Genomic DNA, 12,304 nt, shown 5'->3' with positions numbered 1-12,304 from the left:
ATCTTTTTATTTTTATCTGGTCTATAATACACCTTTGCTTGTCTTCTAATTTTGCCTTTAAATAATTATATTATGGAAATATTAAATTTAAAGACTTCGGCAGATATTGAATTTGCAAGAGAAGCAATTTTAGAATTTAGAACAAGTGTGGCGCCAGAACAGCTTATTGATCAGACATTAGAGATGATTGATACGGATAATTTTCAATTGGCCTGTATTCCATCAGATGATGGTAAAAAAGCGGCAGGTTTTGTTGGTTTTAGAACAATGAATATGCTCAGAACTGGAAAGATAATTTACATTGATGATCTTTTTACATTACCAGAATACAGAGGACGTGGTTATGCGGGTAAACTTTTAGATTATGTGGATCAGATGGCAAAAGAAAATGGCATAAATGCGGTACACTTAGACAGCGGATTTGCTTTGCATCCTGCTCACAGATTATATCTTAGCAAAGGATATGTTTTGGCATGTCATCATTTTGCAAAAACTCTTTAAACCTAAAATTATATATCCAAAGCTTTGATTGTATTTCTTGAACTACATTAACTTTTGTATGTAAATATCAAACTAGCTTTGCCGAAATTAACAATATGAAAAAATTATTAGTATTAAATTCAAGTCCGCGCGAGGGTAGATCCCGAAGCAGAAGACAGACCGAAGTTTTTGTTGAATCCTGGAAACAGCACGCACCAGATGCTCAAATAACATTTAGAGATTTAGCAAAAAGCAATATACCGCACGTAAGCGAAAAATGGATTGCCGGCGCATTTACACCAGAAGCTAATAGAACAGCGGAAGAAAAAGAAGCTTTAAAATTCAGCGATGAACTTATCAGCGAATTAAAAGAAGCCGATATTATTGTAATTGGCGCTCCAATGTACAATTGGTCTGTAACAAGTTCGCTAAAAGCGTATATTGATCAGATTTTAAGAGTCAATGAGACTTGGGAACTTAATCCTAATGATCCTAAAAATCCATATATGGGATTATTAAAAAATAAAACGTTGTTTTTACTGCTTTCAAGAGGGGCGCAGGGTTATGAAATAGGTCAGTATAATGAACACATGAATTTTCAGAGTCCTTATCTAAAAACGGTTTTCAATATTATCGGAATAACAGATATTAAAGAAATTGCAGTTGATGGAGAAGCATTTGATGCTGAATCATTAGAACTTTCGATCAAAAATGCCCATGCTAAGATTAATGAGTTAATCGAAGAACATTTTATAAGTCTTTTTTTGCCTTCTACATGTTTAGAAATTGAGGAATAAAAACATAAACCAGCAATAATAAAAAGAAGCTTGTCTTATAGAGACAAGCTTCTTTTTATTATTTTAAGAGAAGTTTTTTTATTTTTTGATAGAACTATCAATACTCCATTTGTAGGTCTCAACTTGTGATAATACCAATGCAGCACCAGTAAATACAAAAACAGGATATTGAAACGGCGCGCCAATTCCTAATGAAGCAATCATAAATAGGGCAAAAGTAAAGGTGATCAATGCTCCTGCAAGTGATGCCAATTTTATCTGGAATCCTAATATTAAACAAATCCCAATTATAGCTTCGGCAATCGTCGCCGTTAGTCCCATAACATTTGCCAAAGATCGGTTTAAAAAAGGCATAAGCGTATTGGTATAATCAATAAAATGCGACCAGTCTCCCCAGGCAACTGTGCCAGAACCGGGTTTTCCCATCCATCCAATTCTGTCCATTACAGGAAGAATAAAACCCAATCCGAGGGCAAAACGTAAAAATAATTGTGGTATTCCGTTTGTATTTTTCATACTTAGTAAATTTGATTTTTAGATTTATGAATCAAAAGTAAGAATGGACAAATATACTATTTTGAACCAGTTTAGGTTTGTATGGTAGTCCAGATTTATTTTAAGGTATCTTTTTCTAATTGATTTATTTGCAGGAGTTCAGACAAAATTCTTTTGCCATCCTTATTATCAGGATTCAATTCCAGCGACTTCTGGTACATCAAAATAGCATCTTGTGTATGATTGCTGTCTTTTAATAATTGCCCAAAGCTATCGTAAGTATTAAAACTATCCGGAAAAATAAATGTAGCTAATTTAAAAACCTCCAAAGCCAATTCCTTATGACCGTTAAAAGAAGACATATAAAATAAATTATAACCAAGATCATTCATTTCGCCTTCGTTTAAATAATACGCAGTATCAGCTTTATGTGCATTAAAAATACTAGCAGCGTGATTTGCACCTGCGTTTACCAAATGAGTACCATAAAGCGTTACCAATGATTTTTGAGTTCTAAATTGCATTGGCGGTAAACCATTCAATAACAATTCAGAAGAAAAAATAAACCGTCCAAATTCACTTCCGGCAGTATTATCAAAACCAATAATAGTCTGATTTTTTTCGAGGTTATGAAGATAAAAAGTAGCAAGCCCGAATTTAAAACCTCCGTGTCCGACCGATTTTCCAAATTCTGGCTGATCGAAAATTTCCCAGCCAAGACCATAACACATTGTTCCATTGCCCGGCATTGTATCCATATTTGGATGATAATAAATCTTGCTATTATTGAGTTTAATAGGCATTGTAGCTTCCTTTATAGAATTTTCACTTAGTAATTTTCCTTTAAAATAAGCAATATCAAATCGAAGTAAATCTTTGGTCGTACAAATAATATTGGCTTGCCCAACAGTTCCGTTATTGTTGTAAGTAAGATATTTAAAACGACTTATTGAATCTGTAGGTACAAATGTAGAATCGTAGCCCGGATGCGGTTTCATTTGCGGTATTGCGATAACGAAATTTCTTTTTTTATTAAAAAAGAAAGGATTATTTACATACGCATCTTTCATTTCTGCAGGGTCAAAAATATATTTTTGCAGATAGTCAGAAAACGATTTATGACTTACTTTTTCTATCAATAACGCCAATACATTATATTCGGTATTGCAATATCGAAATTCATCACCAGGTTTAAAATACAAACCATGTGTCCATTTTTGAAGTTCCGGAATTACATTTTGATTGCTTACAATAGTATCTGGATATTGTTTCACCAAATCTTCAAAAAGTTCCAAATCGGGCAGGCCAGAAGTGTGCGTAAGCAAATGCCGAATCGTTATTTCTTTATAAGGAAAATCAGAAAGGTATTTGTTTACCTTTTCATCAAGCTGCAATTTACCTTTATCCCGTAATTGCAAAACAGCCGTAGCCGTTATAATTTTCGAAATCGAAGCCAAGTTAAAACTGGAATTTACGGTATTCTTTTGATTTTTTTGAAAATCTGCAAAACCCGAAGTAAAGTTCATTATAACTTTCTCGTTTTCTGCGAGCAACAGGTTACCGTTGTGTTGTTTGAGTTTTGCCAGTTCATCAAAATAAAGCTGCATCGCTGTGGTTTGTCCGAACAGATTTAAAGGACAGAAATATAAAATGCAGACTGCGTAAATAAATGTTTTCATAATTTTTAGATAATAGTTTAGGCTAAAGTAGAAGAGAATAACAGCGCTCGTAATGGTTTATCGTTCAACACGGTAAATGCCTCGACAAACACGATGTAGATTATTAATATCGAAGGATTTATTTTGATAACTTTGATTTATGAAAAAAAAGATTCCTCTTTTTACCATTGTCTTTCTCCTCTTTTACGGAGTTGCAATACTGGCACGACAGCTTCCCGGACTTATCCACGGAAGATTTTTTTTAGCTGAAGAAAGCCATACACTCAAAGAATGGATTCAGGTTTCGGGAGATTTAATTATTTACTATTTACTAGCTTTTTCAGTGTATGTTTTTTGCTGTATTTATCATCCGGCAAAACGATATTTTTTATTAGTTGGCCTTGTCTTTTCGGCTTATGTAGCTTCTTTCTTTTTAGGATTATTTTGGGTTCGTTTTACCGAAGGATTTCCGGTTAGAATGAGTCAGTATTTTAGAGTTTCGTTTTTTATGTTTGTTGCACAGATTGCTTTTGCCACGCTGTTTTATCTTATTCGATATTTGCAATATAAAGAAGTACAACAGTTAGCTTTGCAATTACAGCATCAGCAAACGGAATTGTCTTTTCTGCGTTCACAAATCAATCCGCATTTTCTATTCAACAATCTCAATAACATATATGCGATGGTTTATGAAGAAAACACACAGGCGTTGCCCGCAATAGCAGAATTTTCAGAACTTATACGGTATATGTTGTATGAAGGAAATGATAAAGTTACTTTAGAAAAAGAGCTGGAATATTTAGATAAATTTATTTCGCTGCAACAACTTCGATTTCAATATCCGTCGAGTATTTCTGTAGATAAAAATTCTAATGCGAACGATTCCTTGATTCCTCCGTTTTTATTAATACCATTTGTAGAAAATGCTTTTAAACACGGACAGGTAAATACAGCTGAAAACTGGCTTAAAATAGTAATAAACAATACCAAAGATCGATTGTACTTTTCTTGCGCAAATAAAATAGGAACGAAAAGAAAAGACGAAGGCGGCGGTATAGGTTTAGAAAATGTAAAACAAAGACTTGCATTACTTTATCCAGATAAACATCAATTGGAAATTGAACATGAAAATAATTGGTTTATCGTGAATTTACAGTTGCAGCATGGGAAATAAAGAAGTTATTAGATGCCTTGTAGTAGATGACGAACATCCTGCTATAAGGCTTTTATCGGGGTATATTAAGAAAACGCCGGGTTTAGAATTGGCGCTTCAAACTACGCATCCGCTTGAAGCATTAGCATTTATAAAAAAAGGATTAGCAGATTTGGTTTTTGCTGATGTTCAGATGCCGGATCTTACGGGAATTGAATTAATAGACGCTATAAAAGAAAGTCAAATAAAGGTAATCCTGACAACGGCGTATGAAGAATATGCGCTTAAGAGTTATGAATATGATGTGATAGATTATCTTTTAAAGCCTATTACGTTTGATCGTTTTTCAATCGCTGCTGCGAAAGCTAAACAGCGTATTCTGCCGTTGCTTCCTGTTTTTGGTAACGATTATATCATGCTTAAAACAGAATACCGACTGCAAAGAGTTGATTTTAGTACAATCTTCTACATTGAAGCTTTAGGCGATTATGTGATTTTTTATACGACGCTTGGAAAAGTTATGACTTTACAGCGAATGAAAAACATGGAAGAGTTACTGCCAAAGGATTTTCTTCGAATACACAAATCTTATATTGTAAACATAAACCGAATTGATTTTTTTGAAAAAGGAAAAATTGTAATCAATAAAAAACAACTTCCAGTAGGAGAAACCTATAAAAGTGCTGTGAAACTTAAGTTTGGACTTTAATTTAAATATTAATCCTGTTTAAAGGCTTTTAAAGTTCCGTTATCATTAAATTGAATAGAATATCTCTCCCGGCTTCCGTTTATACTTGCCGGATACCATCTTATCTGATTGTTCCAAATCGTGAGATAAGTACTTGTAAGCGGTTTTGCGCCTTCAATTTCCTGTGCTTTTTTATTATAAATATCGGTAATCGTTGCAGCATTTACAAAACTGGTTTTATTAAGCGAAATCAAACGGCCTTTTATATCATCATGCACCGATAACTGAATTGGTCTTGGTTCTGACCATTTATTATCTCTAAATTCATAAGCATCAACATATTTCGGATTTTCCGGATGCTGCAGCATAACATTGATAGTTCCATCATTGTAAAAATAGAGCGTAGAATAAATAAAAATTTCTTTCCCGGCATATTGAGGCAGATTTCGAAGTGCTTCTTCTGCTTTTTTTAATGCTTGTTTATTGGTTAGAAAATTAATTGCCTTACCCTCCGTATGACTTTGCGTGTAGGTTGTTGAATGTTTTTCTATTACTGTATTTACCATAGTTTGTACATCTGCCTGTGCTTTTGCAATTGCTTCGGCTTGTGACTTTTCAAAAGATTCGGTATTGGGTTTGTCGGCTTCTTTTTTTCCTATTGTATCAGTAGGCGTAATGGTTTCGCTGATACTTTTTGAAATCTGTTCGCAGCTTAAAAACAGTGAACAGCCCATTATTAAAATAAGTATTTTTTTCATTATATAGGTTATTTAAAATCTTTGGCAAAAGCAATTCGTGTCGGATTTTCTGGCAGATAAAAAATTTCAAGATATTCCTGTTTCGTAATATCGAGTTCAAGAAGCCCGATAACTTTTTTTATAACGCCTCTGTGTACATGATGTTTATTGTCTGTGTATTCGAGTTCAAAAATCATCATTGGCATTTCATTTATATACGTTCCGTTCTGGCTCACTTTGAGTACTCTGGCCTGAGTTTGCATTCCTTTAAATTTAATTAAAATATAATCATTGCCGGTTAAGCCATTTAATTTGCTAGATATAAAATAAAGAAGATAACGAAACATAAGTAGTGAAAGCGGACAGATAATTAACGGATGACCGATACACATAAAACGCCAGCCCATGCCATAACTTTCGTAATTATAAGAGAAAATATAATAGCAAATCAAAGCTGTCGTTAGAACTACCCAGCTTAAAATCCTTAAAACCAAACTTTGCAGATTTATACTTGCGTTTGCAGTTGAAATAATAAAATATGGCTCTTGTTTCAAATCCCTGCTAAGCAGTAAGTTTAATTTTTTTCCGGCCTCAAAACGGCGTTCATGAGGTTTGGCATCATTCAGGATTGTTTTATGACGAATTTCTGCATCGCCTAGATTTTTAAAAACCAAATCGAGTTCGTAAGTATTTAATTTTGATTTAGGTTTTGAAATTTTTACAGCACTTATAATCTTTGCTTCACGCAGTACACCGGTTCTTTTTATATTTTCTAAGTTGCTCTTTGAGATAAAGATCTGAAGGATCCATTTTTTAAAATAACCAATCAGGACAATGAACCATAAAATTATAGACAGTAAGAGAAACCCCAGTGCGATATAAGGATTTTTGTCTTTTAGCGTAGTTACGTCAAATTCGCTATTGATAGCGTAATATAAAAACATCGGAAATGGAATTGCAAAAAAGAGCATATAAAGTACCCAGAATGTAATAGCAAAATTTGTTTTCATTCCTTGTAGTATTTGGGGTTAGTGGTTACAATTGTTTTTGGCTTATATTGTTTTGTCTGCACAATTATAAAACGTATAAAGTATTCAATAAGTGCATGCTACTCAAATTTACATAAAATATAAATATAAAAACAACAGATTTATACTGTATTAATAGTATTACAATTTAAGATAAAAAAACGAATAAATCATTAAAATCAGTATTGTCCGCTTACTTCTTAAACCCTATTTTTGCACTTTCTAAAAAACAATTTCCATGATAAAAATTAATGACAAAGAAATATTTCCCCTTGATAATGTATTGTTTTCTTTTGCACTTGCCTCTGAAGCTGCAGAAGTTTTTGTGGGACATAATGCATTAATTACAGGAATTGGAAAAGTAAATGCAGCTTACGAATTGGCAAAAGCAATTCAAATTAAAAAGCCTTCATTAATTGTAAATCTTGGCTCAGCCGGAAGCAGTTTTTTTCAGAAAGGGGATGTAGTTTGTTGTACCAAATTTATACAACGTGATATGGATGTTCGCGGTTTGGGATTTGCGCTTTACGAAACGCCATTGTCTGGAATTGAGCCCATACTGGAATACGGTTTAACAATGGAAGGACTTCCCGAAGGCATCTGCGGTACAGGAGATAATTTTGAAATGGGGCATTCTGCAACAGCATATAACGTAGTTGATATGGAAGCCTACGCATTGGCTCTAATTGCTATGAAAGAAAATATTCCGTTCTTATGCCTAAAATATATTTCTGACGGCGCCGACGATAACGCAGCCGAAGACTGGACGGTGCAAGTTCATAAAGCAGCGGTTGCGTATGGTAAAATTTTAAATTTGCATAAAGGCGATAAAATTTAAAAAGAGGTTGCCACGAATTACACAAATTTCACGAATTTACTTTGTTGAATTTGATATAAATGTTTGTTTTTGCCACAGATTACACGAATTCCCACTAATTTATTCTGATGTATTTAATATTAAATGCTTTTAAAAGATTAAATCATTAATTAGTGAAATTTGTGTAATTCGTGGCAAAAAAGATTAAAGCTCACCAAACATTTCCAATAACTTCCTTTCTGCATTTTCACCATGCATCCAATCTGCCATTTCCAAAGAATCTTTGGCATCTTCTACAGCTCTTGTTTGCATTTGTTTTTCGTAAGCTGCAATTGCGCTTTCAATACTTGAAAAATCATTTCCGGTAAGACATTCCGTTAAATCCAAAGCATCAAGCATCGCCAGATTTACGCCTTCACCGGAAGGCGGCATAAGATGTGCGGCGTCGCCAAGCAATGTGATATTTGATTTTGAATCCCAAGTTTCGTTCAACGGCATACAATACTGCGGACGAAGCAAAAGAGGCAGTTCTGCATTTTCAAACAACTCAAACCACATAGAATCCCAATCCTTGAACTCTTCTTTAAACCAAGCCAAAACCTGCATTTTGTCTGAAAAATTGATTCCGGAATTTTGAACCCAGTTTTCATCTTTTTTACAGCTGACATAAAAATCAATACTTCCATCGCCTTTTGACGATAAAATGAAGTATTTCCTCCCATCAAAGCTATATGTTTTACCGCCTTTTAATAATTGATGAATTTTGGGTGTTGTTATTTCAGAATTAGGAACATTTCCCTGTACAATTACTAGTCCGGCAAACCAATTTTTTAAAGATGTTAGATAAGGTTTTACCTTAGAGTTACCGCCATCTGCGCCAATAATAATATCTGCCGTTGCTGTAGTACCATTTTTAAATTCTATTTTCCAAACATTATCAAGCTGCGACATTGATTTAAATTGACTGTCCCAAACCACAGTATCTGGCTTTAATGAATTTAAAAGCAGATTTCTTAACGGACCTCGATCAATTTCAGGTCTGAAATATTCACTGCCAAAATCTTCTGTAGATTCTTTAGTATGTTCGTCATAGATTATATTTCCGTTTATATCAATAATGCGGCCTTTGTCTGCGCCCGGTCTGTAAGTTTGTTTAAAAACATTCATTAAGCCCGCTTCTTCAATAACTTTTAAGCCAGATTCAAAATGCAGGTCGAGTGTTGCGCCCTGTACGCGAACAGTTGAATTAAAATCTCTTTCGTAAACTTTTACATTCGCACCTTTTAATTGTAGTAATCTCGCAAGTGTTAAACCTCCAGGACCACCGCCAATTATAGCTATTTCTTTGTTTTCTAATAACATATCTTTTATATTAAATAATTAATTCTCTTTTATGGTGACAAAATTATTTTTATTTTTACAGATAAAATAGCTTATTATAATCTAAAAATAGTCGTAAATGAAAATAGCGGTAACCGATAAAGGATCTGGAGTAATGGCACAGTTTGCCCAGGCAATAGGAACTGCTTTTAGCGGACGTTTTATTTATATTCCTGAGAATAAAGGTTCAGGATACATTACGGGTTTTGGCTGGGGAAATGATTTAAAAATGATGATTCGGAATTATCATCTTAATGAAGATGTAATTCTTGAGCGTACCAATTTGCTGGCAGATGGCGAAGAAAATGTTGGTTTTTTTCTGAGTGGAGTTTTTCCCTCGCCAACAAATCCAGAAATACCTTTAGTGCCAGAAAAAGCGAGTGTACTAATCTGTATGCAGACCGTTTCTTCTGTAATGGATATGCCGTCTAACACTTATTTTGGAAGTATAGGAATTGTAGTTTCAAGGAAATTTCTGCGACAATATTTTGGTGCCATTCAGCATTCGGTGGTAGAAACAATTTTAGAAGTAAAAGATAATTTTCTATTTGAAACCGGAATTTCACCCGAGATTATTAAAACTGCCAGCGAAATGCTGCATCAGCCCGTTCCCGAAAGTTTTGAAAGTTATTATTATAAATTAAAATGCGAGGAACTGCTGTGTTATATTTTCGCCTTATTAGTGCAAAGAGATGCCTTACCTGTAACAATATGCATATTGATGATATTAAGGCCGTATATGCCATAAAATCGCGTTTACAATTGAATTTAAACGAACCGCCCAATATAGCTTTACTTGCCAAAGAAGCGCACATGAGCGCACCAAAGCTCCGTAAACTTTTTAAACAGACTTTTGGAAAAGGCGTTTTTGAATATTATCAGTCAACAAGAATGCAGGAAGCTGCACAATTATTAAAAGAAAAAAGACTCACCGTTTCTGAAGCTGGATACCGATTGGGATTTACAAATCTTAGTCATTTTTCAAGGGTTTTTGAGCAATATATGGGGATGAAACCTAAAAAATATCAATCACAGCAGTAGATCTTTCCAAAAGCAATTTTAATATTGTATCTTTAATCTTTACCCATTTAGATCTGGGTTTTGGATTAAAAAAAAGAACAACAACAATAAATTATTTTATAATGAATAACGGAAAGAGCCTTAGGGCAGTATCCTACGGTGAGGTGCTTTGGGATGTTTTTGAGAACGAAAAGAAAATTGGAGGCGCGCCGCTTAATGTTGCATTGCGCATGAAAACATTGGGCTGTGAGGTTGGCATGATAAGCTGCGTTGGAAATGATGCTGACGGAATTGCGATTATTGATGAGGTTAAAAAACTCGGTCTGGAAACCAATTCAATAATCAAATCAGATGAGTTTGCTACAGGTTTGGTTCAGGTTACTTTAAACGAGAGCGGATCTGCAACTTATAACATCAATTATCCCGCAGCGTGGGACAAAATTGTGCTCAATGATACTGCCAAAAAGATAGTTTCAGAAGCCGATGTGCTTATTTTTGGAAGCCTAGTTTGCAGAGATACCGTTTCTCGCAAAGCTTTAGAAGAACTACTGCAATATCATGTTTATAAAGTGTTTGATGTCAATTTAAGAAAACCGCATTATTCTTATGAAGTCATTCAGAAACTAATGGAGTCGGCAGATTTTATAAAGTTTAATGATGAAGAATTATTAGAAATAGCAACAGCTATGGATTCGCCTTATAAAAGCCTGAATGAAAACATGGATTTTATCGCTCAAAAAACCAATACAAACGCCTTATGTGTAACAAAAGGAAAAGACGGAGCTTCTTTGTTTTGGAATGGAAAATTGTATCACAGTGACGGATATCCGGTAACGGTAGTGGATACAGTAGGAGCAGGAGATTCTTTTCTTGCAACCTTAATTTCATCTTTACTGACTAGAAAAGAACCACAAGAAGCTATAAATTTTGCCTGTGCTGTTGGTGCGTTAGTGGCAGCATCTCCGGGAGCAAATCCTGAAATTTCGTACAAGAAAGCGGAAGAACTTATTGCGGGAGTTTAAATTTCCCTGTCAGCAATTATTTTTAAACACATAGAAACATAGTTTTGTAGGCAGAAAAAGTTTTTTCACTTATTAAAAGGCACATTAGCCAAACTATGTGTTGGAAACATATTTCTTTTTGCAATCTTTTTGATGCATTAAATCTATGTTTCTATGTGTTTCAATAAATATTATTTAGTGGTAAACTGCTTAGAATCATAAAAGAACTTTTCTTTTTTTATCAGTTCGCCATCCCAGTTTTGATACGCGATTTCTTCAATTTCAGAAATGCTTCCATCTTTCCATTCAAATCTAAAAAACCATTGAATTACTACTGTATCTCCGTTTATAAAATATGGACGAATACATTTGGAAACTAATGATTTGACTTTTGAAAGTACATTTTTTTCGTTTGCCACAAGATTGTCTCTTCCAACTCTGGGCTCAGATTGATTTTCCTGCATAGAAGCATCAACAGCATAAAATTTTTCGATTGCTTTATCGTGTTCGTTGCTTTCTACCATTGCAATAAATTCCTCAATAGTGGCTGTTTTAGGCATGTGCTTTACTTTTTAGTTTTTGAATAATGGCGAAAAATCTATTTTCAAAAATAGTTTGTTCAACAGGCACAACAACCGATTCAAAGAGCTGCATCAAATCCTCAGAATGGTTTACAGCTTTTTTTGTCTGAATGTTGTAGGGAACAAACTTTATCCACAAAATAGACTTTAATTCGGTTTCATTTTCATTCCACATTTTCATTTCAACAAGCAGAAGATTCTCAGAATACTCAATCAACTGAGATTCAATTATCACCGTTTCCATTGTAAAAGCCGGCCTAACATAACTTATTTGGTTAGAAGCAACAACCCAGCTTAATCCTGTTGTCTGCATGTATTTAAATACATCAAGATCATAATGTTCTGCGATTTGATCTTCGCGCGCATTAATGAAATACTCCAAATACTTTGAATTGTTAAGATGATTAAAAGGATCGCAATCCTGAAACCTGATTTTTCTTTTCGTTTTTAATATTTTTTCCATTTTGCT

The 12,304-nt window shown here is 34.1% G+C and carries 15 protein-coding genes; 8 read left to right on the top strand and 7 right to left on the bottom strand.

Annotated features, from left to right (window positions below; translation table 11 throughout):
• The first annotated feature begins 72 nt into the window (after nt 1-72).
• A complete protein-coding gene (locus tag EV144_RS01955; protein WP_134145658.1) occupies nt 73-501 on the top strand; it encodes a GNAT family N-acetyltransferase in 429 nt (142 codons plus the stop codon).
• 95 nt (nt 502-596) lie between these two features.
• Entirely contained in the window at nt 597-1,277 is a 681-nt protein-coding gene (locus EV144_RS01950; RefSeq protein WP_134145656.1) for an FMN-dependent NADH-azoreductase, read from the top strand.
• Between the two features lie 78 nt (nt 1,278-1,355).
• On the opposite strand, the gene EV144_RS01945 is transcribed toward EV144_RS01950, so the two are convergent.
• Together EV144_RS01945 and EV144_RS01940 are read right to left on the bottom strand one after the other, a co-directional pair.
• A complete protein-coding gene (locus EV144_RS01945) occupies nt 1,356-1,793 on the bottom strand; it encodes a DoxX family protein (protein WP_134145655.1) in 438 nt (145 codons plus the stop codon).
• Between the two features lie 95 nt (nt 1,794-1,888).
• Nucleotides 1,889-3,451, bottom strand: a complete 1,563-nt coding sequence (locus EV144_RS01940; RefSeq protein ID WP_134145653.1) for a serine hydrolase domain-containing protein — start codon at nt 3,449-3,451, stop codon at nt 1,889-1,891.
• A gap of 139 nt (nt 3,452-3,590) precedes the next feature.
• On the opposite strand from EV144_RS01940, the gene EV144_RS01935 reads away from it, so the two are divergent.
• Together EV144_RS01935 and EV144_RS01930 are read left to right on the top strand one after the other, a co-directional pair.
• On the top strand, nt 3,591-4,604 hold the full coding sequence (locus tag EV144_RS01935; protein ID WP_134145651.1) for a sensor histidine kinase: 1,014 nt from the start codon (nt 3,591-3,593) through the stop codon (nt 4,602-4,604).
• Nucleotides 4,594-5,292, top strand: coding sequence for a LytR/AlgR family response regulator transcription factor (locus tag EV144_RS01930; RefSeq protein ID WP_134145649.1), 699 nt, complete (start codon nt 4,594-4,596; stop codon nt 5,290-5,292). Before EV144_RS01935 ends, EV144_RS01930 begins: the two co-directional genes overlap by 11 nt.
• Before the next feature lie 8 nt (nt 5,293-5,300).
• Here the strand turns inward: EV144_RS01930 and EV144_RS01925 are convergent, their stop codons facing one another.
• Both EV144_RS01925 and EV144_RS01920 read right to left on the bottom strand, forming a co-directional pair.
• Nucleotides 5,301-6,029 (bottom strand): hypothetical protein, encoded by a 729-nt coding sequence (locus EV144_RS01925; protein ID WP_134145647.1) that lies wholly within the window; start codon nt 6,027-6,029, stop codon nt 5,301-5,303.
• An 8-nt stretch (nt 6,030-6,037) separates the two neighbouring features.
• The gene (locus tag EV144_RS01920; RefSeq protein WP_134145645.1) at nt 6,038-7,018 is read right to left on the bottom strand and encodes a hypothetical protein; all 981 of its coding nucleotides are present in this window, start codon (nt 7,016-7,018) and stop codon (nt 6,038-6,040) included.
• 256 nt (nt 7,019-7,274) lie between these two features.
• Here EV144_RS01920 and EV144_RS01915 point away from each other — a divergent pair, with 256 nt between their 5' ends.
• On the top strand, nt 7,275-7,874 hold the full coding sequence (locus EV144_RS01915) for a nucleosidase (RefSeq protein WP_134145643.1): 600 nt from the start codon (nt 7,275-7,277) through the stop codon (nt 7,872-7,874).
• Nucleotides 7,875-8,057: 183 nt separating this feature from the next.
• On the opposite strand, the gene EV144_RS01910 is transcribed toward EV144_RS01915, so the two are convergent.
• Nucleotides 8,058-9,215, bottom strand: a complete 1,158-nt coding sequence (locus tag EV144_RS01910) for an FAD-dependent oxidoreductase (RefSeq protein WP_134145641.1) — start codon at nt 9,213-9,215, stop codon at nt 8,058-8,060.
• 97 nt (nt 9,216-9,312) lie between these two features.
• Between EV144_RS01910 and EV144_RS01905 the strand changes: the two genes are divergently transcribed.
• The 3 genes from EV144_RS01905 (at nt 9,313) to EV144_RS01900 (ending at nt 11,275) form a co-directional block, all read left to right on the top strand.
• On the top strand, nt 9,313-9,981 hold the full coding sequence (locus tag EV144_RS01905; protein ID WP_243854594.1) for a hypothetical protein: 669 nt from the start codon (nt 9,313-9,315) through the stop codon (nt 9,979-9,981).
• Nucleotides 9,945-10,274: a helix-turn-helix transcriptional regulator gene (locus EV144_RS24310; protein WP_243854593.1), complete on the top strand. Its 330-nt coding sequence runs from the start codon at nt 9,945-9,947 to the stop codon at nt 10,272-10,274. The genes EV144_RS01905 and EV144_RS24310 overlap by 37 nt, the downstream gene beginning before the upstream one ends.
• A gap of 101 nt (nt 10,275-10,375) precedes the next feature.
• Entirely contained in the window at nt 10,376-11,275 is a 900-nt protein-coding gene (locus tag EV144_RS01900) for a carbohydrate kinase family protein (protein ID WP_134145639.1), read from the top strand.
• 170 nt (nt 11,276-11,445) lie between these two features.
• Here the strand turns inward: EV144_RS01900 and EV144_RS01895 are convergent, their stop codons facing one another.
• Together EV144_RS01895 and EV144_RS01890 are read right to left on the bottom strand one after the other, a co-directional pair.
• Complete coding sequence (locus tag EV144_RS01895; RefSeq protein WP_134145637.1) at nt 11,446-11,814, bottom strand: nuclear transport factor 2 family protein; 369 nt, start codon at nt 11,812-11,814, stop codon at nt 11,446-11,448.
• A complete protein-coding gene (locus tag EV144_RS01890; protein ID WP_134145635.1) occupies nt 11,807-12,298 on the bottom strand; it encodes an acyl-CoA thioesterase in 492 nt (163 codons plus the stop codon). Before EV144_RS01890 ends, EV144_RS01895 begins: the two co-directional genes overlap by 8 nt.
• Between the last annotated feature and the right edge of the window lie 6 nt (nt 12,299-12,304).

The sequence above is a fragment of the Flavobacterium sp. 270 genome, assembly GCF_004368785.1.
In the GTDB taxonomy this organism is placed as follows: domain Bacteria; phylum Bacteroidota; class Bacteroidia; order Flavobacteriales; family Flavobacteriaceae; genus Flavobacterium.
This window is presented reverse-complemented; position numbering and strand designations above follow the sequence as displayed.

Excerpts from the sequence above, each read along its gene's own strand:
- EV144_RS01890 (WP_134145635.1), bottom strand. The coding sequence starts at position 12,298 with ATGGAAAAAATATTAAAAACGAAAAGAAAAATCAGGTTTCAGGATTGC.
- EV144_RS01905 (WP_243854594.1), top strand. The coding sequence starts at position 9,313 with ATGAAAATAGCGGTAACCGATAAAGGATCTGGAGTAATGGCACAGTTT.
- EV144_RS01915 (WP_134145643.1), top strand. The coding sequence starts at position 7,275 with ATGATAAAAATTAATGACAAAGAAATATTTCCCCTTGATAATGTATTG.
- EV144_RS01955 (WP_134145658.1), top strand. The coding sequence starts at position 73 with ATGGAAATATTAAATTTAAAGACTTCGGCAGATATTGAATTTGCAAGA.
- EV144_RS24310 (WP_243854593.1), top strand. The coding sequence starts at position 9,945 with ATGCATATTGATGATATTAAGGCCGTATATGCCATAAAATCGCGTTTA.
- EV144_RS01895 (WP_134145637.1), bottom strand. The coding sequence starts at position 11,814 with ATGCCTAAAACAGCCACTATTGAGGAATTTATTGCAATGGTAGAAAGC.
- EV144_RS01925 (WP_134145647.1), bottom strand. The coding sequence starts at position 6,029 with ATGAAAAAAATACTTATTTTAATAATGGGCTGTTCACTGTTTTTAAGC.
- EV144_RS01920 (WP_134145645.1), bottom strand. The coding sequence starts at position 7,018 with ATGAAAACAAATTTTGCTATTACATTCTGGGTACTTTATATGCTCTTT.
- EV144_RS01930 (WP_134145649.1), top strand. The coding sequence starts at position 4,594 with ATGGGAAATAAAGAAGTTATTAGATGCCTTGTAGTAGATGACGAACAT.
- EV144_RS01950 (WP_134145656.1), top strand. The coding sequence starts at position 597 with ATGAAAAAATTATTAGTATTAAATTCAAGTCCGCGCGAGGGTAGATCC.
- EV144_RS01935 (WP_134145651.1), top strand. The coding sequence starts at position 3,591 with ATGAAAAAAAAGATTCCTCTTTTTACCATTGTCTTTCTCCTCTTTTAC.
- EV144_RS01940 (WP_134145653.1), bottom strand. The coding sequence starts at position 3,451 with ATGAAAACATTTATTTACGCAGTCTGCATTTTATATTTCTGTCCTTTA.
- EV144_RS01945 (WP_134145655.1), bottom strand. The coding sequence starts at position 1,793 with ATGAAAAATACAAACGGAATACCACAATTATTTTTACGTTTTGCCCTC.
- EV144_RS01900 (WP_134145639.1), top strand. The coding sequence starts at position 10,376 with ATGAATAACGGAAAGAGCCTTAGGGCAGTATCCTACGGTGAGGTGCTT.
- EV144_RS01910 (WP_134145641.1), bottom strand. The coding sequence starts at position 9,215 with ATGTTATTAGAAAACAAAGAAATAGCTATAATTGGCGGTGGTCCTGGA.